General features: G+C 58.9%; 19 protein-coding genes. 12 read left to right on the plus strand and 7 right to left on the minus strand.

Going from position 1 to position 19,840, the window contains the following annotated elements; genetic code table 11:
- Nucleotides 1-33: 33 nt before the first annotated feature.
- Both menA and rraA read left to right on the plus strand, forming a co-directional pair.
- Nucleotides 34-954 carry a 1,4-dihydroxy-2-naphthoate polyprenyltransferase gene (menA, locus tag ACLH1U_RS23385; protein ID WP_004203673.1) on the plus strand — a complete coding sequence of 307 codons (921 nt, stop codon included), beginning with the start codon at nucleotides 34-36 and terminating at the stop codon, nucleotides 952-954.
- A gap of 92 nt (nucleotides 955-1,046) precedes the next feature.
- The gene (gene rraA, locus ACLH1U_RS23390) at nucleotides 1,047-1,532 is read left to right on the plus strand and encodes a ribonuclease E activity regulator RraA (RefSeq protein WP_002882913.1); all 486 of its coding nucleotides are present in this window, start codon (nucleotides 1,047-1,049) and stop codon (nucleotides 1,530-1,532) included.
- Nucleotides 1,533-1,593: 61 nt separating this feature from the next.
- Here the strand turns inward: rraA and pfkA are convergent, their stop codons facing one another.
- The 3 genes from pfkA to cpxP form a co-directional block, all read right to left on the minus strand.
- A complete protein-coding gene (gene pfkA, locus ACLH1U_RS23395; RefSeq protein WP_002882911.1) occupies nucleotides 1,594-2,556 on the minus strand; it encodes a 6-phosphofructokinase in 963 nt (320 codons plus the stop codon).
- A 196-nt stretch (nucleotides 2,557-2,752) separates the two neighbouring features.
- Nucleotides 2,753-3,655, minus strand: coding sequence for a CDF family cation-efflux transporter FieF (fieF, locus tag ACLH1U_RS23400; protein ID WP_008807873.1), 903 nt, complete (start codon nucleotides 3,653-3,655; stop codon nucleotides 2,753-2,755).
- 158 nt (nucleotides 3,656-3,813) lie between these two features.
- On the minus strand, nucleotides 3,814-4,317 hold the full coding sequence (gene cpxP, locus ACLH1U_RS23405; RefSeq protein ID WP_023291526.1) for a cell-envelope stress modulator CpxP: 504 nt from the start codon (nucleotides 4,315-4,317) through the stop codon (nucleotides 3,814-3,816).
- Nucleotides 4,318-4,466: 149 nt separating this feature from the next.
- On the opposite strand from cpxP, the gene cpxR reads away from it, so the two are divergent.
- Nucleotides 4,467-5,165 carry an envelope stress response regulator transcription factor CpxR gene (cpxR, locus tag ACLH1U_RS23410; protein WP_004203671.1) on the plus strand — a complete coding sequence of 233 codons (699 nt, stop codon included), beginning with the start codon at nucleotides 4,467-4,469 and terminating at the stop codon, nucleotides 5,163-5,165.
- A complete protein-coding gene (cpxA, locus tag ACLH1U_RS23415) occupies nucleotides 5,162-6,535 on the plus strand; it encodes an envelope stress sensor histidine kinase CpxA (RefSeq protein ID WP_008807874.1) in 1,374 nt (457 codons plus the stop codon). The genes cpxR and cpxA overlap by 4 nt, the downstream gene beginning before the upstream one ends.
- 113 nt (nucleotides 6,536-6,648) lie before the next feature.
- On the opposite strand, the gene yiiM is transcribed toward cpxA, so the two are convergent.
- A complete protein-coding gene (gene yiiM, locus ACLH1U_RS23420; protein ID WP_064158482.1) occupies nucleotides 6,649-7,323 on the minus strand; it encodes a 6-hydroxyaminopurine reductase in 675 nt (224 codons plus the stop codon).
- Between the two features lie 72 nt (nucleotides 7,324-7,395).
- Entirely contained in the window at nucleotides 7,396-8,016 is a 621-nt protein-coding gene (gene sodA, locus ACLH1U_RS23425; RefSeq protein WP_004203668.1) for a superoxide dismutase [Mn], read from the minus strand.
- Nucleotides 8,017-8,305: 289 nt separating this feature from the next.
- On the opposite strand from sodA, the gene rhaT reads away from it, so the two are divergent.
- Nucleotides 8,306-9,340 (plus strand): L-rhamnose/proton symporter RhaT, encoded by a 1,035-nt coding sequence (gene rhaT, locus ACLH1U_RS23430; protein WP_411299477.1) that lies wholly within the window; start codon nucleotides 8,306-8,308, stop codon nucleotides 9,338-9,340.
- Between the two features lie 32 nt (nucleotides 9,341-9,372).
- On the opposite strand, the gene rhaR is transcribed toward rhaT, so the two are convergent.
- Complete coding sequence (gene rhaR / locus ACLH1U_RS23435) at nucleotides 9,373-10,218, minus strand: HTH-type transcriptional activator RhaR (RefSeq protein ID WP_004203666.1); 846 nt, start codon at nucleotides 10,216-10,218, stop codon at nucleotides 9,373-9,375.
- A 73-nt stretch (nucleotides 10,219-10,291) separates the two neighbouring features.
- Nucleotides 10,292-11,128 (minus strand): HTH-type transcriptional activator RhaS, encoded by an 837-nt coding sequence (rhaS, locus tag ACLH1U_RS23440; RefSeq protein ID WP_004203665.1) that lies wholly within the window; start codon nucleotides 11,126-11,128, stop codon nucleotides 10,292-10,294.
- 310 nt (nucleotides 11,129-11,438) lie between these two features.
- Here rhaS (ACLH1U_RS23440) and rhaB point away from each other — a divergent pair, with 310 nt between their 5' ends.
- From rhaB to ACLH1U_RS23475, 7 genes are all read left to right on the plus strand, one after another.
- Nucleotides 11,439-12,905: a rhamnulokinase gene (gene rhaB / locus ACLH1U_RS23445; RefSeq protein ID WP_050534178.1), complete on the plus strand. Its 1,467-nt coding sequence runs from the start codon at nucleotides 11,439-11,441 to the stop codon at nucleotides 12,903-12,905.
- The gene (locus ACLH1U_RS23450) at nucleotides 12,902-14,161 is read left to right on the plus strand and encodes an L-rhamnose isomerase (RefSeq protein ID WP_048336609.1); all 1,260 of its coding nucleotides are present in this window, start codon (nucleotides 12,902-12,904) and stop codon (nucleotides 14,159-14,161) included. Before rhaB ends, ACLH1U_RS23450 begins: the two co-directional genes overlap by 4 nt.
- Nucleotides 14,162-14,310: 149 nt before the next feature.
- A complete protein-coding gene (gene rhaD / locus ACLH1U_RS23455; protein ID WP_023291521.1) occupies nucleotides 14,311-15,141 on the plus strand; it encodes a rhamnulose-1-phosphate aldolase in 831 nt (276 codons plus the stop codon).
- A gap of 81 nt (nucleotides 15,142-15,222) precedes the next feature.
- The gene (gene rhaS, locus ACLH1U_RS23460) at nucleotides 15,223-16,209 is read left to right on the plus strand and encodes a rhamnose ABC transporter substrate-binding protein (protein ID WP_023291520.1); all 987 of its coding nucleotides are present in this window, start codon (nucleotides 15,223-15,225) and stop codon (nucleotides 16,207-16,209) included.
- Between the two features lie 113 nt (nucleotides 16,210-16,322).
- Nucleotides 16,323-17,834 carry a sugar ABC transporter ATP-binding protein gene (locus tag ACLH1U_RS23465; RefSeq protein WP_048296391.1) on the plus strand — a complete coding sequence of 504 codons (1,512 nt, stop codon included), beginning with the start codon at nucleotides 16,323-16,325 and terminating at the stop codon, nucleotides 17,832-17,834.
- Complete coding sequence (locus ACLH1U_RS23470) at nucleotides 17,831-18,838, plus strand: ABC transporter permease (protein WP_072096694.1); 1,008 nt, start codon at nucleotides 17,831-17,833, stop codon at nucleotides 18,836-18,838. The genes ACLH1U_RS23465 and ACLH1U_RS23470 overlap by 4 nt, the downstream gene beginning before the upstream one ends.
- Nucleotides 18,835-19,839 (plus strand): ABC transporter permease, encoded by a 1,005-nt coding sequence (locus ACLH1U_RS23475; protein WP_032454468.1) that lies wholly within the window; start codon nucleotides 18,835-18,837, stop codon nucleotides 19,837-19,839. The genes ACLH1U_RS23470 and ACLH1U_RS23475 overlap by 4 nt, the downstream gene beginning before the upstream one ends.
- The last annotated feature ends 1 nt before the right edge of the window (nucleotide 19,840 follow it).

A 19,840-nucleotide genomic window follows, 5' to 3' on the forward strand; every position in this document is an offset into this window, starting at 1 on the left:
CTATCGCCCCCATTTTTATTGGCTAAAATAACTATGACTGATATCAGCCGTTCTCAGGCGTGGCTGGAAAGCCTGCGTCCTAAAACGTTACCGCTAGCGTTTGCCGCGATTATTGTTGGCACCGTCCTTGCCTGGGAGCAGGGGCATTTTGATCCCTGGGTCGCCCTGCTGGCGCTGATCACCGCCGGCTTGCTGCAAATTCTTTCCAACCTCGCCAATGACTACGGCGACGCGGTCAAGGGGAGCGATAAACCGGACCGCATCGGGCCGCTGCGCGGGATGCAGAAAGGGGTGATTACCCCCCAGCAGATGAAGCGCGCCTTGATTGTCACCGTCGCGCTGATCTGTCTGTTTGGTCTGGCGCTACTGTGCGTCGCCTGGCAGAGCGTCGGCGATTTCATCGGTTTCCTCGCGCTGGGTGGCCTGTCGATCGTGGCCGCCATCACCTACACAGTGGGCACCCGCCCGTATGGTTATATTGGCCTCGGTGATATTTCGGTACTCGTTTTCTTCGGCTGGCTGAGCGTCCTCGGCAGCTGGTATCTGCAAGCCCACAATGTGGAAGCGGCCATTTTTCTGCCGGCAACGGCCTGCGGTCTGCTGGCGACCGCCGTACTGAACATCAATAACCTGCGTGATATCGACAGCGACCGGCAGAACGGGAAGAACACCCTCGCCGTGCGCCTGGGGCCGGTCAATGCCCGCCGCTATCATGCCTGCCTGCTGCTCGGCGCCCTGCTGTGTCTGGCGCTGTTTAACCTGCTGGCGCTGCATTCTGCCTGGGGCTGGCTGTTTATTCTCGCCACGCCGCTGCTGGTCAAACAGGCGCGTTACGTCCTGCGCGAATCCGATCCGCTGGCGATGCGGCCGATGCTCGAAAAGACGGTCAAAGGGGCTTTGCTGACCAACCTGCTGTTTGTTATCGGGATTATTGCCAGTAAGCTGGCGGCTTAACTGACAAATATCAATTAACAATTGATGATTTTGCCAACAATGCGATTCGCGGGATATACTAAAAACTCTCGCAGCAACTGAACGTTAAGCCTATGAAATACGATACTTCCGAGCTTTGTGACATCTACCAGGAAGATGTCAACGTCGTGGAACCGCTGTTCTCTAACTTTGGAGGACGGTCGTCGTTTGGTGGACAGATCATTACGGTAAAATGTTTCGAGGATAACGGGTTGCTCTACGATCTGCTCGAGCAGAATGGCCGTGGTCATATTCTCCTGATCGACGGCGGCGGCTCAGTACGACGCGCGTTAATTGACGCTGACCTGGCGCGTCTGGCCGTACAGAATGAATGGGAAGGGTTGGTGGTCTATGGCGCGGTGCGCCAGGTTGACGACCTTGAGGAACTGGATATCGGCATCCAGGCGCTGGCGGCCATTCCGGTCGGCGCGGCTGGCGAAGGCATAGGCGAAAGCGACGTGCGCGTCAATTTCGGCGGCGTGACCTTCTTCAGCGGCGACCATCTGTATGCCGATAACACCGGGATGATTCTGTCGGAAGACCCGCTGGATATCGAATAAACCTTGCGCCATAAAAAAGGCCTTCTCCATGAGAAGGCCTTTTGTTTATCCGGCGCGTAACTTAGTACAGTTTCTTCGCGCAATCCAGCCAGTCGTTCTTGAACGGACGCTTCATGTTCTCGATGGCATCGATGATGTCGTGGTGCACCAGCTTCTCGTTCTGGATGCCGACGCAACGGCCGCCATGGCCCTGCAGCAGCAGCTCAATCGCATAGGCGCCCATGCGGGAAGCCAGGATACGGTCGTAAGGAACCGGGGAACCGCCGCGCTGAATGTGGCCGAGGACGGTAGCGCGGGTTTCACGGCCGGTCTCTTTCTCGATGTAGCTTGCCAGCTCGTCAACGTCGCACATGTGTTCGGTGATCGCCACGATAGCGTGTTTCTTCCCTTTCGCGATGCCGGCTTTGATTTCCGCTACCAGATCGTCACGGGTATATTCCACTTCCGGCACCATGATGAACTCACAGCCGCCGGCAATCGCCGCCGCCAGAGTCAGGTCGCCACAGTAACGGCCCATCACTTCCACCACGGAGATACGCTGGTGCGAAGAGGAGGTGTCGCGCAGACGGTCAATCGCTTCCACCACGGTGCTCAGAGCGGTGAAGAAGCCGATGGTGTAGTCAGTGCCTTTGATATCGTTGTCGATGGTGCCCGGCAGGCCGATGCACGGGAATCCCATCTCGGTCAGGCGCATCGCCCCCATATAGGACCCGTCACCACCGATAACCACCAGCGCGTCCAGGCCACGCTTCTTCATGTTTTCGATAGCCACTGCGCGGATGTGTTCTTCGCGGAATTCCGGGAAGCGAGCGGAGCCCAGGAAGGTGCCGCCGCGGTTGATCATGTCGGAAACGCTGTAACGGTCGAGCTGAACCATACGGTCTTCGTACAAGCCGAGGTAACCGTCATAGATTCCAAAAACTTCCAGACCTTCCGTTAATGCCGCGCGCACAACGCCACGAATTGCTGCGTTCATGCCCGGCGCATCACCGCCACTTGTCAACACACCGATTTTCTTAATCATGACTACCTCTGAACTTAGGAAGCAAAAAATAATTCTGTTGCCTGAAGCGCTCCCTCACCAGGAGTGCACGACGCTAATGACAATAGTATATCAAACGCCTCAAGCTGAATTGATTCAGGTCAGACCAAACGGCGGTAATTTATACAAAAAATGCCGAGCTGACCCACATTTTTACATCGAGTTTACAGACTATAACCTAACGCTCAAAAAAGCCCTGCTGCGCCGCCGGCACCACAGAACTGGGATCCTGATGGATAATGACATCGGAACCCGGGAAACGGCGCAGAATCGCCTGCTCCACCTGGTCTGCAATCACGTGGGCTTGCACCAGCGGGAGGTTATCTTCCATTTCCAAATGAATCTGAATAAAGCGGGTCGGCCCTGACTGCCGCGTTCGTAGATCGTGCGCCCCGCGGATGCCGGGCCATGCGGTCACGATGGTGATAATGTCCTGACGCTCCTCGTCAGGCAAAGCGCGGTCGAGTAACGACTGAACCGCCTCATAGCCCATCCGCAGCGCGCTATATAAAATATAGATGCCAATTCCTAAGGCAAACAACGCATCGGCGCGATGCCAGCCGTACCAGGAGAGGCCCAGCGCCACCAGAATGGCGCCGTTCATCATAACATCAGACTGATAATGAAGCATATCCGCCCGCACCGCCTGGCTTTGGGTTTTTCGCACCACCCAGCGCTGGAAGGTCACCAGCGCCAGCGTGCTGAACAGGGCAATCAACGTGACGACAACCCCGACGCCGGCGGCCTGTAGCGGCTCCGGACGCACCAGGTGCTGAATACCGGTAAGAAACAGAAACAGCGCCGAACCGGAGATAAACATGCTTTGCGCCAGCGCCGCCAGCGACTCTGCTTTGCCGTGGCCAAAGGTATGTTCTTCATCAGCAGGCTGCAGCGAATAGCGCACCACCAGCAGGTTGGTCAGCGAGGCGGCAATATCCACCAGCGAATCCACCAGCGCGGCCAGAATACTGACTGAACCGGTATACCACCACGCAAAAATTTTGATCAAAAGTAACGCGGAGGCCATCGCCGTCGCAGCGATAGCGGCGCGGCTGACCAACCGGCCATAAGATTGATTCATATAGGCTCCTTCTCCTGCACTGCGCTTAGTATAACCTGAACTGGTGACGCTCACGGGACAGGCGAAGAAGTTGATTTGCCGAAAAAAGGACAAAAAAAACCCCCACATCATGTGGGGGAAGACAGGGATGGTGTCTATGGCAAGGAAAACAGGGTTTGTTACTGGGGTTGCAGGGTGTTGCTACTACTCGAAAGCATCATCGCTGAGCCTTTCTGCGTCCTTGCAACCTCACGCAACTGATCCATACGTTGCTGGTGCTTAGCATTTAAAACCGCTTGCTGCTCTGGCGTAAGCAGGTGGTACATCTGGTTGCGGACCTTAGCCATCTCGACCTGGCGAGCAACCTGTTCCTGCGCCATCTTTTCTGCCTGAGCGCGCACAGCGTTTTCATCAAAATTTTCTGCGGTGACAAGGCGATGCATTGTCTCCATTTCGCTAACATTAACGGGGAGCCTGTCGTGGCGTGCCCGTTGCATAAGATCCCGTAACTGCTGACGTTGCTGCTCGGTTAAACTTATGCCGTCAAACATATGGCTCTGGCTACCGCGCTGTCCCCCTTCGTCTCCGGGGAGCCAGTTAACGCTGGTAACGACTTCAGCGGCCTGGCTATATGCACTTAGCGCCAGCGTTGAGGCCATGACGGCAGCGATAACATTGCGCATCACATACTCCCAAAACGTTTGTGTCGCGATTCAACGAGAGACAGTCTACGATTCAGGCTGCAAACATGCGTCAGGGGGTGTAAAACAACGTAAAGTCATGGATTAGCGGGCCTTGATGACGTAATTTCTGCCTCGGAGGTATTTAAACAATGAATAAAATCCTGTTAGTTGATGATGACCGGGAGCTCACCTCCCTGTTAAAAGAGCTGCTCGATATGGAAGGTTTTAACGTGCTGGTGGCCCATGATGGGGAACAGGCGCTGGCCCTTCTGGACGACAGCATTGATTTATTGCTGCTCGACGTAATGATGCCGAAGAAAAACGGTATCGATACGCTTAAAGAGCTGCGTCAGACACACCAGACTCCGGTTATCATGCTAACAGCGCGCGGGAGCGAGCTGGATCGCGTTCTCGGCCTCGAGCTGGGCGCAGATGACTATTTGCCTAAGCCGTTCAACGATCGCGAACTGGTGGCGCGTATACGCGCGATTCTGCGCCGTTCCCACTGGAGCGAACAGCAGCAGACGACCGAAGCCGGCTCGCCGACCCTGGAAGTGGATGCCTTAAGCCTCAATCCGGGCCGTCAGGAAGCCAATTTCGATGGCCAGACGCTGGAGCTCACCGGCACCGAGTTCACCCTGCTCTATCTGTTAGCGCAGCATCTCGGCCAGGTGGTGTCACGCGAACATTTAAGCCAGGAAGTGTTAGGCAAGCGCCTGACGCCGTTCGACCGCGCCATCGATATGCATATTTCCAACCTGCGGCGTAAGCTGCCGGAGCGCAAAGATGGCCATCCGTGGTTTAAAACGCTGCGTGGCCGCGGGTATCTGATGGTTTCCGCTTCATGATTGGAAGTTTGACTGCACGCATCTTCGCCATCTTCTGGCTCACGCTGGCGCTGGTGTTGATGCTGGTGCTGATGCTGCCCAAACTGGACTCCCGGCAGATGACCGAGCTGCTGGAAAGCGAGCAGCGTCAAGGCATCATGATCGAGCAGCACGTCGAGGCCGAGCTGGCCAACGATCCGCCAAACGACCTGATGTGGTGGCGTCGTCTGTTTCGCGCCATCGATAAATGGGCGCCTCCGGGTCAGCGCCTGCTGCTGGTCACCAGCGAAGGCCGCGTGATCGGCGCAGAACGCAACGAGATGCAGATCATTCGCAACTTTATCGGCCAGGCCGATAACGCCGATCATCCGCAGAAAAAACGCTATGGCCGCCTGGAAATGGTGGGCCCGTTCTCCGTCAGGGATGGGGAGGATAACTATCAGCTGTATCTGATCCGTCCCGCCAGCACCTCACAATCCGACTTTATCAACCTGCTGTTTGACCGGCCGCTGCTGCTGCTGATCGTCACAATGCTGGTTAGCGCCCCGCTGCTGCTGTGGCTGGCGTGGAGCCTGGCGAAACCGGCGCGTAAGCTGAAAAATGCCGCTGACGAGGTCGCCCAGGGCAACCTGCGGCAGCATCCAGAGCTGGAAGCCGGACCGCAGGAGTTTTTAGCCGCTGGCGCCAGCTTTAACCAGATGGTGACGGCCCTGGAGCGGATGATGACCAGCCAGCAACGGCTGCTGTCCGATATCTCGCACGAGCTGCGCACGCCGCTCACGCGCCTGCAGCTGGGCACCGCCCTGCTGCGCCGCCGCAGCGGTGAGAGCAAAGAGCTGGAGCGTATCGAAACTGAAGCGCACCGGCTGGACAGCATGATCAACGACCTGCTGGTGATGTCGCGCAATCAGGCGAAAAACGCCCTGGTGAGCGAGACGGTCAAAGCCAATCAGCTGTGGGGCGAAGTGCTGGACAACGCGGCGTTTGAAGCCGAGCAGATGGGTAAATCGTTCACCGTTGAGTATCCGCCGGGTCCGTGGCCGCTGTACGGTAACCCCAATGCGCTGGAAAGCGCGCTGGAGAATATCGTCCGCAACGCCCTGCGCTACTCGCACACGAAGATTTCCGTCAGCTTCTCAGTGGATAAAGACGGGATTACGGTTAACGTCGATGACGACGGCCCGGGAGTCAGCCCGGAGGATCGCGAGCAGATTTTCCGGCCATTCTACCGGACCGACGAGGCGCGCGACCGCGAGTCCGGCGGCACCGGCCTGGGGCTGGCGATTGTCGAAACCGCTATTCAGCAGCACCGTGGCTGGGTGAAGGCCGACGACAGCCCGCTGGGCGGTCTGCGCTTAACCCTCTGGCTACCGCTGTATAAGCGGACCTGACGCTAACCCGGCCTGCGCTGCGCCGGGTTACCGCCAGGAACGGTCAGGTCGCCCGGGTAAGGCGCTTGCGCCGCTACCCGGGAGACTCTGCGGAAAGCGCCAATATGGGGGAATTATTTCCCCCACAATCGCCGTGAATTATCCTCGATCTTGCCGCTTAAACGGCGCTTCTGCATGGTTCGACTCCAGCTTACCGACAGGCCCGCTGCCGACAATAAGCGGTGGTACTGATCGTCATCAAACGGCATATGCCAGGCAATCGCCCCGGCCTCATGGACGCTGACATCGCTCAGGCGAGAGACCAGTTCGAGCGGCGCATCGCTGGAGACTTGCCCCCCGGCGATCACCCGGTACAACCAGCCGGTCTTCCCGCTGTTTTGCATCAGCTGCGCCATATCACCGATCGCAAAATGAAAGTTGAGCTTGAAGCACGGAGAGCGCGGCTGGGTGACCTGGATCAGCGCCTCGCCCCAGCGAAAGATATCGCCAATGTAGACGTTTTGTTCGGTGAGGCCGGTAGTGGAGAGGTTTTCGCCGAACGCCGGGGCGCAGAACCGATCGGCCTGCTGGGGGAATTCACGGATCCAGTCGGCATAGTGTTCGCGCGGATAGTGACACAGCGCGCGGTCCGGCCCGCCGTGTATTTTCTTCTCCGCCTGCTCATCCCCTTCGAGACCGAGATCGCCGAGCTGCAACTCGCCGTCAACCTGGATTTTGCCGATCGCGCTGGGACGACTGCCCGTGTAGTCCCTGATTTTGCCGACAAAGACATTCACCGGATAATGCATGTCTGCTCTCCTTGCTACCGATATAAAAAAAGCGAGCCATCAGACTCGCTTCTCTTTTAGCACATTGCAACCTTATTTTTTGGCGGCAAAACGCGCTGCAGCTTCGTCCCAGTTCACCACGTCCCAGAAGGCTTTGATGTAGTCCGGGCGACGGTTCTGGAATTTCAGGTAGTAAGCGTGTTCCCACACGTCCAGACCCAGGATCGGGAAGCCGGAAGCGCCGGAAATGGCTTCGCCCATCAGCGGGGAATCCTGGTTTGCGGTGGAGACAACGGCCAGTTTGTCACCTTTCAGGACCAGCCACGCCCAGCCGGAACCGAAACGGGTCGCAGCGGCTTTTTCGAATTCCGCTTTGAAGTTGTCCACAGAGCCGAAATCGCGCTCGATAGCCGCTTTCAGGTCGCCCTGCAGGGTGGTACCGGTTTTCAGGCCTTTCCAGAACAGGCTGTGGTTCGCGTGGCCGCCGGCGTTGTTACGCAGTACGGTTTTTTTGTCAGCCGGCAGCTGATCCAGCTTGGTGATCAGCTCTTCAGCGGACAGGTTAGCGAACTCCGGCAGGCTTTCCAGCGCGGCGTTGGCATTGTTCACGTAGGTCTGGTGGTGTTTGGTGTGATGGATCTCCATCGTCTGCTTGTCGAAGTGCGGTTCCAGAGCATCGTAAGCGTACGGCAGGGATGGCAGGGTATAGCTCATAATCATCTCCATTATTGTCGAGCGGCTCAAGTGTTAACGCCGCGTAAGCAGTTTGTCCATTATAGTTAATTAAATGGTATTGAAAATGCTTATCAATGCCGTATTTTTCATATGGATATAACCAGAAGAAATACCCGTCGTTTTGTGATGTAGAACAACTAATTAAGCCCATGGTTGCCAGAGTTCGCCATCCTGTGGCAACGTCCTGAAGGCGGCCAAAGCGGCTAATTTTTACACTCATCGCATCGGAAGCCGCCGTCTCCGATAAAAAAAGATGAGGATAAAATCAATGAACCACGCGATTACGATGGGTATTTTTTGGCATTTGATAGGGGCCGCCAGTGCCGCCTGTTTCTATGCCCCGTTCAAGAAAGTAAAACACTGGTCGTGGGAAACCATGTGGTCGGTCGGGGGGATCGTCTCCTGGCTGATCCTGCCCTGGGCCATCAGCGCCACCCTGTTACCCGATTTCTGGGCCTACTACCGCTCCTTTAACGCCTCCACGCTGCTGCCGGTCTTTCTGTTCGGCGCCATGTGGGGCATCGGTAATATCAACTATGGCCTGACCATGCGCTATCTCGGCATGTCGATGGGGATTGGCATCGCCATTGGCATCACGCTGATTGTCGGTACGCTGATGACGCCGATTATTAACGGTCAGTTTTCGGTGCTGATGCACACCCAGGGCGGTCAAATGACGCTGCTCGGCGTGCTGGTGGCGGTGGTTGGCGTTGGCATCGTCACCCGTGCGGGCCAGCTGAAAGAGCGCAAAATGGGCATCAAAGCCGAAGAGTTCAATCTGAAGAAAGGGCTTCTGCTGGCGGTGATGTGCGGTATCTTCTCGGCAGGGATGTCGTTCGCGATGAACGCCGCCAAACCGATGCATGATGCCGCCGCGGCGCTCGGCGTCGACCCGTTACATGCGGCGCTGCCAAGCTACGTGGTGATTATGGGCGGCGGGGCGCTGGTCAACCTTGGCTTCTGCTTTATTCGTCTGGCGAAAGTGAAGACCCTGTCAGTCAAAGCCGATTTCTCACTGGCCAAACCGCTCATCATCAGCAACCTGCTGCTTTCCGCCCTCGGCGGCCTGATGTGGTATCTCCAGTTCTTCTTCTATGCCTGGGGCCACGCCAGCATTCCGGCGCAGTATGACTATATGAGCTGGATGCTGCACATGAGTTTCTACGTACTGTGCGGCGGTCTGGTGGGTCTGGTGCTGAAAGAGTGGAACAACGCCGGTCGTCGTCCGGTGAGCGTCCTGAGCCTCGGCTGCGTGGTGATCATCATCGCCGCCAACATCGTCGGTCTGGGAATGGCCAGTTAAGCACCGGATCATCTGCCTGACAAAGACGCTCTTCAGGCGGCGGCGCGACTGCGCTGCCGCCACTGACCCGGCGACATGCCGATTTCCCGGCTGAACACCACCGAAAAGTAGTTACTGTCCTCAAAGCCGCACTGCATGGCGATATCGCCGATTAAGCGCTCGGTATGCTGCAACAGATACTGCGCATGGCAGATCCGTAGCTGGCGTAAATAGTGATTGATGGTCATGCCGGTTTGCTGGCGAAATTGCTGCCGTAGCGCCCGCTCGCTGCCGCCCTCCTGCTCGCAGAAACGCTCCAGGACAAAGGGTCGGCTCAGGCTGGCCGCCAGCGCGGCCAGCAGTTTGTCCAACAGCGCTTCGCGCTGCGTCGCCGCCAGATTATCCGTCGCGTAGCGATGGCGCTGGAGGGTCAGCGCCAGCTGAGCAAACAGCAGCTCGGCCATCGCATTCCCCTGCGCATCGTGCCGGGAACACTCATGCTCAAGCTGGCTAATTACCTGGCGCGCCTGCGCCATACCGGTGCTGCCCATGCGCCAGTGGGGCTTCCACGGCGTGCCGAAGAGGCCAGGGATCGCCCCCGCCCAGTCGAAATTGAGCTGCAGCCGCTCCGGGCAATAGATGATGTTCTGCAGAACCAGATCGTTAACGGAAGCATAGGAGTGTTTATCTTCGGCGCGAATATAGAACAGATCGCCACGGGTAATGCGCCAGGGACGGTCGTTGAGAACGTGTAGCCCGTTGCCCCGCCACACCAGCACCAGCTCGCAGAACTCATGGGTGTGTTCAGCGAAGACGTTTTGCGGGTAGCGGTCGGCCACCGCCACCGCCTGCGTGGCGGAAGGGAAAAACTCCTCTTTACGTAGAATCAGACCGGCCACGGCTCACACTCCCAACGCGGATAACGGCGCATTATTCGCGTTTTTGGTCCGCAATACGTTGACTCCTCTCGCGTTACTGAAGAATAGCGTCGCGCCCCTGGCGGATATCGCGCGGCGACCAGGAAAACTCGCGGCGAAAAAGCGTCGAAAAGTGGTTACTGTCGCCGAATCCGCAGCGATAGGCGATATCAGTCACGCTTTCATCGCTGTGGCGCAGCAGGTGGCGGGCTTTCATCAGGCGCACCCGATTGAGATAGCGCTGCGGCGTCAGGCCGGTCTGCTGCTTCAGCTGGCGGTGTAGAGTACGCAGCGACAGCGAAAACTGCGCCGCCACCTCCTCCCAGCAGATCTCCTGCGCAAAATGGTCTTCCAGCCAGGCCAGCAGCTGATTCAGCCGCGCATCGTTGTTGGTGGCCTCTTCCGCAAGGCTGCTTTTCCGCAGCAGCACCAGCAGCTGCATAAACAGGATCTCACGGCTGGCGACGGCATGGGTATCCGTTTCGCTCCCCATGGCCTCCATCTGCGCCACGATATGCCGCACCTGCTGCAGGACCGTCTGGTTTACCCGCCAGTGCGACGGGTAGTTGCCCTCCTGCTCCTGGGGCAGCAGCTGGCTGACCCCGGCGAGAAAACGAAACGCATCCGGCGCGCGATAGAGCACGTTGGTCAGACACAGATTGTCTGTGTGCTCGTAAAGATGCCGGTCGTGATCGCGAATAAAGCAGACCGAGCCGCCGCCGATGGTATAAGGCTGGCCATTGAAGACGTGAATGCCCGTGCCCTGCTCCACGATGACAATTTCATGGAAATCATGGTGATGCTCCGGAAAGGCCGACTGAGGGAGGCGGGGTTCAATAGCCACCGTCGAGATCCCGGCCTTAAAGAAATCCGTACTGTGCAATATGGTCATGATGCCACCCTCGTAATGAGAAAAATTATCAGTCACCGGCTGATAGTAATGAAGGGTTGGCTATCCGGCCTTCAATTTTTGACCGCGAAATTCGTAAATCCTGCCGCTTTTTCAAGAATCAGCCGGAAAGATGCGGAACTGCGGACCCCATCACATCCTCCTCACCACCGCCCAAAACCGCAATTTGTGATTTTCCTCACGGTCACCTTTGCTTTCTTGCCAGCGGCCAGTTTCGGCTGTCCGTAGCGAGAAGGTGTTAGTCAGCGCCCTTTTTTAGACTGCGGACAATGATTTTAAGAAGGGTCGTTCCATGAGTATTCGTCATTGTGTCGCCGTCGATTTAGGCGCCTCCAGCGGGCGGGTCATGCTCGCCAGCTATCAGTCCGGGCCGCGCGCCCTGACGCTGCGTGAAATTCATCGCTTCACCAACAGCCTGCAGAAGGTGGATGGCTTCGACTGCTGGGATCTCGATAGCCTCGAAGGCGAGATCCGCCGCGGGCTGGAGAAAGTGTGTGAGCAGGGCATCCTGATCGACAGCATCGGCATCGATACCTGGGGCGTGGATTATGTCCTGCTGGATAAGCAGGGTCAGCGCGTCGGGCTGCCGGTCTCCTATCGTGACGATCGCACCCAGGGCCTGCTACGTCACGCTGAAGAACAGCTGGGCCGGGCGGAGATCTATCGCCGCAGCGGCATTCAGTTTCTGCCGTTTAACACCCTCTATCAGCTGCGCGCCCTGGTGGAGCAGCAGCCGGAGCTGGTCAGTCAGGCCGCCCATGCCCTGCTGATCCCCGACTATTTCAGCTTCCGGCTGACCGGCAATCTGAACTGGGAATATACCAACGCCACCACCACCCAGCTGGTCAACATCCACAGCGATAGCTGGGATGAGACGCTGCTGAACTGGACCGGCGCGCCGCGCGAATGGTTCGGTGCGCCGACGCATCCCGGCAACGTTATCGGCCACTGGATTTGTCCGCAGGGCAATAACATCCCGGTGGTCGCCGTCGCCAGCCACGACACCGCCAGCGCGGTGATCGCCTCCCCGCTGGCCGACCGCCACGCCGCCTATCTTTCCTCCGGGACCTGGTCGCTGATGGGGTTTGAAAGCCTGACCCCGTACACCTGCGACGCGGCGCTGCAGGCCAATATCACCAACGAAGGCGGGGCCGAAGGCCGCTATCGGGTGCTGAAAAATATTATGGGGCTGTGGCTGCTGCAGCGGGTGCTGAAAGAGCAAAACGTCAGCGACCTGCAGGGGCTAATCGCCCGCACCGCCGCGCTGCCGGCGTGCCGCTTCATCATTGACTGCAATGACGACCGCTTTATCAACCCGGCCAGTATGAGCGCCGAGATCCAGGCCGCCTGCCGCGGATCCGGTCAGCCGGTTCCTGACAGCGACGCCGAACTGGCGCGCTGCATTTTCGACAGCCTGGCGCTGCTCTACGCCCGGGTGCTTAACGAGCTGGCGGCGCTGCGCGGCCAGCCCTTCAGCCAGCTGCATATCGTCGGCGGCGGCTGCCAGAACGAACTGCTCAACCAGCTGTGCGCCGACGCCTGCGGGATCGTCGTCGTGGCCGGCCCGACAGAGGCCTCCACCCTCGGCAATATCGGCATCCAGCTAATGACCCTCGACGAGCTGGCCAGCGTCGATGAGTTTCGTCAGGTGGTACGCGGCAACGCGTCCCTCACCACCTTTACCCCCAATCCTGATAGTGAAATTGCCCGTTTCGTGGCGCAGTTTCAGCCACAACAGACCAAGGAGCTTTGCGCATGACCACTCAACTTGAACAAGCCTGGGAAATTGCTAAGCAGCGCTACGCCGCCGTCGGCGTGGATGTCGAGGAGGCCCTGCGCCAGCTGGACCGTCTGCCCGTATCCATGCACTGCTGGCAGGGTGACGACGTCGCCGGGTTCGAAAATCCGGCGGGAAGCCTGACCGGCGGCATCCAGGCCACCGGCAACTACCCGGGCAAAGCGCGCAATGCTCATGAGCTACGCGCCGACCTTGAGCAGGCGCTGAGCCTGATCCCGGGGCCAAAGCGTCTCAACCTGCACGCTATTTATCTGGAATCCGACGCGCCGGTGGCGCGCAATGAGATTAAGCCGGAGCACTTTAAAAACTGGGTTGAGTGGGCGAAAGCCAACAAACTGGGGCTGGATTTCAACCCCTCCTGCTTCTCGCATCCGCTGAGCGCCGACGGCTTTACCTTGTCGCATGCCAACGATGAGATCCGCCAGTTCTGGATCGACCACTGCAAAGCCAGCCGCCGCGTATCCGCTTATTTTGGCGAACAGCTGGGCACCCCGTCGGTGATGAATATCTGGGTGCCGGACGGCATGAAGGACATTACCGTTGACCGCTTCGCGCCGCGCCAGCGGCTGCTGAACGCGCTGGATGAAGTCATCAGCGAAAAATTCGACCCGGCGCATCACATTGACGCTGTGGAGAGCAAGCTGTTCGGTATCGGCGCCGAAAGCTACACCGTCGGCTCCAACGAGTTCTATATGGGCTACGCCACCAGCCGCCAGACGGCGCTGTGCCTGGATGCCGGCCACTTCCACCCGACGGAGGTCATCTCCGACAAGATCTCCGCCGCCATGCTCTACATCCCGCGTCTGCTACTGCACGTCAGCCGCCCGGTGCGCTGGGACAGCGACCACGTGGTGCTGCTGGATGATGAGACCCAGGCCATCGCCAGCGAAATCATTCGCCATAACCTGTTTGACCGCGTGCACATCGGCCTCGACTTCTTCGATGCCTCCATCAACCGCATCGCGGCCTGGGTGATTGGTACCCGCAATATGAAAAAAGCGCTGCTGCGCGCCCTGCTGGAACCGACCGACCAGCTGCGCCAGCTGGAGAACGACGGCGATTACACCGCCCGCCTGGCGCTGCTCGAAGAGCAAAAATCCCTGCCGTGGCAGGCCATCTGGGAGATGTACTGCCAGCGTCACGACACGCCGGCGGGCAGCCAGTGGCTGGACAACGTGCGGGCTTATGAGAATGCGGTTCTGAGCCAGCGCGGGTAATGCACGGGCTTCCCCGGGTCGCGGCTGACGCCTTACCCGGGCTACGAACCGGTAGCCCGGATAAGCCGTTTACGGCGCAATCCGGGGGCACGCACATATTTAGGGTGAGGGGGTCAACCCCTCACCGAATCAACAGGAAAGACAAGACTATGCAGAACATTATCGACGCCTGGTTCGTCCAGGGCATGATCAAAGCCACCTCCGACGCCTGGCTGAAAGGCTGGGACGAGCGCAACGGCGGCAACCTGACGCTGCGTCTGGATGAGGCGGATATCGAACCTTACGTGGCGGATTTCCACGCTAAACCGCGCTATATCGCCCTCAGCCAGCCGATGCCAACCCTGGCTAACCAGCCGTTTATCGTCACCGGCTCCGGCAAATTCTTCCGTAATGTCCAGCTCGACCCGGCCGCTAACCTTGGCGTGGTGAAAGTCGACAGCGACGGCGCGGGATACCATATCCTGTGGGGTCTGACGGAGGATGCAGTGCCGACCTCCGAGCTGCCGGCACACTTCCTGTCGCACAGCGAGCGCATCAAACTGACCGACGGCAAGGACCGGGTGATCATGCACTGTCATGCCACCAACCTGATCGCCCTGACCTACGTCCTGGAGAACCACAGCGATCTGTTCACCCGCAAGCTGTGGGAAGGCAGCACCGAATGTCTGGTGGTCTTCCCGGACGGCGTCGGCATTCTGCCGTGGATGGTGCCAGGCACCGATGAAATCGGCCAGGCCACTGCGGAAACCATGCAAAAACACTCGCTGGTGCTGTGGCCGTTCCACGGCGTCTTCGGCAGCGGCCCAACCCTGGATGAGACCTTCGGCCTGATCGACACCGCCGAGAAGTCCGCCGAAGTGCTGGTGAAAGTCTTGTCCATGGGCGGTATGAAGCAGACCATCACTCGCGAAGAGCTTATCGCCCTTGGCAAACGATTCAACGTGCAGCCGCTGCAGTCCGCGTTAGATCTTTATCCATAACAACATCGCGCCCCGCTCACCGAGACGGGGCGAAGCCTCACCTGCAAACCCTACAAAACTGACTCATGTGGAGTAAAAGCAATGAAAACAAAGACAAGCTTGATCCTCACCGTTGCCGCCCTGGCGTTGTCCGGTTCCGCCTTAGCAGAAGTGAAAATCGCCCTCGTGGCGAAATCGCTGGGAAATGGCTTCTTCGAAGCCGCCAACGTTGGCGCCCAACAGGCAGCCAAAGAGTTAGGTGATGTCAAAGTGATCTACACCGGCCCGACCACCACTACCGCCGAAGCGCAGATCGACGTGCTGAACGGGTTGATCGCCCAGGGGGTGGATGCGATCGCTATTTCCGCTAACGATCCGGACGCGGTGGTGCCGGTGCTGAAAAAAGCGATGCAGCGCGGCATCAAGGTGGTCTCGTGGGACTCCGGCGTGGCGCCGGCAGGCCGCCAAATCCATCTTAATCCCTCCAATAACGCCTTAATTGGCGAGACCAACGTCAAGCTCGCCGCCGATGCGCTGAAGGCGCTGAACGTGGAGAAGGGGGATGTGGCAGTGTTAAGCGCCACTCCGACCTCCACTAACCAGAATATCTGGATTGAGGAGATGAAAAAGGTGCTGCCGCAGTATCCGTCCGTACACCTTGTCACGGTCGCCTACGGTGACGATCTGTCGGATAAAAGCTACCGCGAAGCGGTGGGCCTGCTGAAATCATATCCGGACCTGAAAGTCATTGTTTCGCCGTCATCGGTGGGGATCGTTGCCGCCGCGCAGGCGGTGAAGGACCAGGGCAAAATCGGCAAAGTGTATGTCACCGGGCTGGGGCTGCCGTCGGAAATGGCCGGCGCGATCAAGTCTGGCGCCAGCAAAAGTTTCGCCATCTGGAACCCGATTGACCTGGGCTACGCCGCCACCTATCTGGCCGACGATTTAGTCAAAGGCACCGCGACCAAAACCGAAGCCAGTATGGGCAAGCTGGGCAAAGTGAAGCTGGATGCCGAGGGGAACGGCGCGATGGCCGAGCCGTTTGTCTACGATGCGAGCAACATCGATAAGTTCTCGAAGATTTTCTAACCCTTGTTCCCTCACCCCGGCCCTCTGCGCGATGCGGCCAGCGGGCGCCGGACCGTTCCCTCTCCCCTTTGGGGAGAGAGTTAGGGTGAGGGGCGATTTTACGGAGAACTATCATGTCAGCATCAACGCCACTGCTGTCGCTGAAGGGCATCACCAAGATTTTTCCCGGTGTGCGTGCCCTTGAGAACGTACAGCTTGATCTCTGGCCCGGCAAAGTGACCGCCCTCATCGGCGAAAACGGCGCGGGGAAATCCACGCTGGTCAAAGTCATGACCGGTATTTATCAGCCCGAAGAGGGGGAGATCCTCTATAAAGCGATCCCCATTCATCTGCCGACGCCGGAATCGGCGCACAAGGTGGGGATCACCGCCATTCACCAGGAAACCGTGCTGTTTGACGAACTCTCGGTCAGCGAAAACATTTTCGTCGGCCAGTATCTGTATAAGGGGCTGTTCAAAACGCTCGACTGGCCCGCGATGCATCGCCGGGCTGGCGAGATCCTCGCCCGGCTTGAAGTTCTGATCGACCCGCGCGCCACGCTGAAAACGCTCAGCATCGCCCAACGGCACATGGTGGCGATTGCCCGGGCGCTGGCTTTCGACGCCCAGGTGGTGATCCTGGATGAGCCGACCGCCGCGCTCTCGCAACATGAAATTCTGGAGTTTTATCAGATCGTTGAGCGTCTGAAGCAGGACGGCAAAGCGATCCTGTTTATCTCGCATAAGTTTGATGAGATTTTCGAGCTGGCGGACTACTACACCATTCTGCGCGACGGCGTTTACGTCAGCTCCGGAGCGATAAACGACATCACCGAAGAGCGGATGGTGGCGATGATGGTGGGCCGCGCGATTACCCAAACCTACCCGAAAGTTGACTGTACCCCAGGGGAAACGGTGCTGGAGGTGCAAGACCTCTGTCACCCCACCGAGTTTGCCCATATCAGCTTCAGCCTGCGCAAGGGAGAAATTCTCGGCTTTTACGGCCTGGTGGGCGCCGGACGCACCGAGCTGATGCAGGCGCTCTCCGGCGTAACGCATCCCTCCTCCGGCGAGATCCGGCTGAACGGCAGCCCCATGCGCTTTCGCCAGCCCGCCGACGCCATCCGCGCGGGCATCGTCTGCGTACCGGAAGAGCGGCAGAAACAGGGGGCGATCATCGCCCTGCCCATCGCCCAAAACATCAGTCTGCCGCAGCTCAGTAAGCTCAACCCTAACGGCGTCCTGAACGACGCCCGGGAATGGCGGCTGGCGGACGAGTACGCCTCGCGCCTGCAGGTTAAAGCCTTCAGCTGGCGGCAGCCGGTGGAGACCCTCTCCGGCGGCAACCAGCAGAAAGTGGTGATCGGCAAATGGCTGGCGACTCATCCCGAGGTGATTATCCTCGACGAGCCGACCAAAGGCATCGATATCGGCTCAAAAGCCGCCGTGCATCAGTTTATGTCCGAGCTGGTCAGCCAGGGGCTGGCGGTGATTATGGTCTCGTCAGAGTTGCCGGAAGTGATGGGCATGGCCGACCGGATTATCGTGATGCACGAAGGGCTGATGGTCGCCGAGTACCGGGCCGGAGAAGCGACGGCGGAAACCATCGTCAGCGCCGCCAGCGGCATTGGCCAGGAGGCAGCATGATGGGACACGCATGGCTGAAGCATCGCGAAGCGCTGCTGGCGGTGGTCATCATTTTGATGATCGGCGCCATTGGCAGCCGGGCGCCATCGTTCGTTTCACCGGGCAATCTGGTGGAGATGTTTAACGATACCGCCATCCTTATCATCCTCGCCCTCGGGCAGATGATGGTGCTGCTCACCAAAGGCATCGATCTGTCGATGGCCGCCAACCTGGCGCTGACCGGGATGATCGTCGCCCTGCTTAACGCCCACTATCCGGGTATTCCGGTGGTGGCGCTGCTGGCGCTGGCAACCCTGCTGGGCCTGCTGATGGGGGTGATTAACGGCCTGCTGGTCTGGCGCCTCGGCATTCCCGCCATCGTGGTGACCCTGGGCACCATGAGCATTTATCGCGGCATTATCTTTCTGCTGACCGACGGCGGCTGGGTTAACTCACATCAGATGAGCGCTGATTTCCTCAGTCTGCCGCGCAGCGCCCTCCTGGGATTGCCGCTGCTGAGCTGGTGCGCCATCGCCGCGCTGCTGCTGGTGGGTTATTTCCTGCGCTACAGCCGCACCGGCCGGGCCTTATACACCGCAGGCGGCAACGCGACGGCGGCGTACTACACCGGTATTAACGCCGGGAAAATGCAGTTCGTCAGCTTCTGCCTCTCCGGCGCGCTGGCCGGCTTCTGCGGCTATCTGTGGATCTCGCGCTTCGCCGTCGCCTATGTCGACGTGGCGAACGGCTTTGAACTGCAGGTGGTCGCCGCCTGCGTGATCGGCGGTATCAGCACCATGGGCGGAAGCGGACGGGTGCTGGGCTGCCTGTGCGGCGCGCTGTTCCTCGGCGTCATCAATAATGCCCTGCCGGTGATCGGCATCTCGCCGTTCTGGCAAATGGCGATTTCCGGGGCGGTGATCGTCATGGCGGTGCTGCTTAACGAGCGCGGCAATCGCGGTCACGGGCGGTTAATCCTGCGTAACGCGGCGCTAGCCCGGCAGAAACAGGGGGTGAAATCATGAGCAAGATGATGGTATCTGAAGAGATGAAAAACGCCCCGGCCGCGCCGTCGCCGCTGCGCCGCCTGCTGTGCTGGGAAGGGTTTTTACTGGCGGTCACCCTGGCGGTATTTATCGGCAACGCCCTGGCTTCCCCTTATTTCCTTAATATCTGGAACCTGTCGGACGCCACCTTCACCTTTACCGAGAAAGCGATCGTCGTCCTGCCGATGGCGATGCTGATTATCGCCCGGGAAATCGATCTGTCGGTAGCCTCGACGATGGCGCTCAGCTCAACGGTGATGGGCTTCTGCGCGGCGGCGGGGATGGATACGCCGCTGCTGGTATTGGTCGGGCTGGGCGTGGGTCTGCTGTGCGGCCTGTTCAACGGTATCCTGGTGACGCGTTTTAACCTGTCGTCGATCGTGATCACCATCGGCACCATGAGCCTGTATCGCGGCATCACCTATATCCTGCTGGGCGATCAGGCGCTCAACCACTACCCGGAGAGCTTTGCCTGGTTCGGCCAGGGGTACGTGTGGGGCGCGCTCTCTTTTGAGTTTGCGCTGTTTATCCTCCTCGCGGCCGCCTTCACCTTCCTGCTGCATAAAACCAACTTTGGTCGCCGGACCTACGCCATCGGCAATAACCCGACCGGCGCCTGGTACTCCGGGATCAACGTGAAGCGCCATAACCTGGCGCTGTTCGCGCTGGTCGGGCTGATGGCCGGACTGGCGGCGGTCCTGCTGACCTCACGGCTCGGCAGTACCCGCCCTACCCTGGCGATGGGCTGGGAGCTGGCGGTTGTCACCATGGCGGTGCTCGGCGGCGTCAATATTCTCGGCGGCTCCGGCAGCATGCCCGGGGTGATCATCGCCGCCTTTCTGATGGGGCTGGTGACCTTCGGCCTGAGCCTGCTCAACGTCCCCGGCATCGTGATGTCGGTGATTATCGGCGCGATGCTGATCGTGGTTATCTCCCTGCCGATTATGACCCGGCGGATGCTGCAGCGAAGACGATGTTAAT

It is taken from the genome of Klebsiella sp. 1SOBk5mer (assembly GCF_046603115.1).
In the GTDB taxonomy this organism is placed as follows: Bacteria; Pseudomonadota; Gammaproteobacteria; order Enterobacterales; family Enterobacteriaceae; genus Klebsiella; species Klebsiella quasipneumoniae.

What these genes read in the sequence shown, in the direction of transcription:
- menA (WP_004203673.1), top strand. Translation starts at nt 34, where the DNA reads ATGACTGATATCAGCCGTTCTCAGGCGTGGCTGGAAAGCCTGCGTCCT.
- sodA (WP_004203668.1), bottom strand. Translation starts at nt 8,016, where the DNA reads ATGAGCTATACCCTGCCATCCCTGCCGTACGCTTACGATGCTCTGGAA.
- cpxP (WP_023291526.1), bottom strand. Translation starts at nt 4,317, where the DNA reads ATGCGCAATGTTATCGCTGCCGTCATGGCCTCAACGCTGGCGCTAAGT.
- cpxR (WP_004203671.1), top strand. Translation starts at nt 4,467, where the DNA reads ATGAATAAAATCCTGTTAGTTGATGATGACCGGGAGCTCACCTCCCTG.
- fieF (WP_008807873.1), bottom strand. Translation starts at nt 3,655, where the DNA reads ATGAATCAATCTTATGGCCGGTTGGTCAGCCGCGCCGCTATCGCTGCG.
- pfkA (WP_002882911.1), bottom strand. Translation starts at nt 2,556, where the DNA reads ATGATTAAGAAAATCGGTGTGTTGACAAGTGGCGGTGATGCGCCGGGC.
- ACLH1U_RS23475 (WP_032454468.1), top strand. Translation starts at nt 18,835, where the DNA reads ATGAGCAAGATGATGGTATCTGAAGAGATGAAAAACGCCCCGGCCGCG.
- ACLH1U_RS23470 (WP_072096694.1), top strand. Translation starts at nt 17,831, where the DNA reads ATGATGGGACACGCATGGCTGAAGCATCGCGAAGCGCTGCTGGCGGTG.
- rhaD (WP_023291521.1), top strand. Translation starts at nt 14,311, where the DNA reads ATGCAGAACATTATCGACGCCTGGTTCGTCCAGGGCATGATCAAAGCC.
- ACLH1U_RS23465 (WP_048296391.1), top strand. Translation starts at nt 16,323, where the DNA reads ATGTCAGCATCAACGCCACTGCTGTCGCTGAAGGGCATCACCAAGATT.
- cpxA (WP_008807874.1), top strand. Translation starts at nt 5,162, where the DNA reads ATGATTGGAAGTTTGACTGCACGCATCTTCGCCATCTTCTGGCTCACG.
- rhaS (WP_023291520.1), top strand. Translation starts at nt 15,223, where the DNA reads ATGAAAACAAAGACAAGCTTGATCCTCACCGTTGCCGCCCTGGCGTTG.
- ACLH1U_RS23450 (WP_048336609.1), top strand. Translation starts at nt 12,902, where the DNA reads ATGACCACTCAACTTGAACAAGCCTGGGAAATTGCTAAGCAGCGCTAC.
- rhaS (WP_004203665.1), bottom strand. Translation starts at nt 11,128, where the DNA reads ATGACCATATTGCACAGTACGGATTTCTTTAAGGCCGGGATCTCGACG.
- rraA (WP_002882913.1), top strand. Translation starts at nt 1,047, where the DNA reads ATGAAATACGATACTTCCGAGCTTTGTGACATCTACCAGGAAGATGTC.
- rhaB (WP_050534178.1), top strand. Translation starts at nt 11,439, where the DNA reads ATGAGTATTCGTCATTGTGTCGCCGTCGATTTAGGCGCCTCCAGCGGG.
- rhaT (WP_411299477.1), top strand. Translation starts at nt 8,306, where the DNA reads ATGAACCACGCGATTACGATGGGTATTTTTTGGCATTTGATAGGGGCC.
- yiiM (WP_064158482.1), bottom strand. Translation starts at nt 7,323, where the DNA reads ATGCATTATCCGGTGAATGTCTTTGTCGGCAAAATCAGGGACTACACG.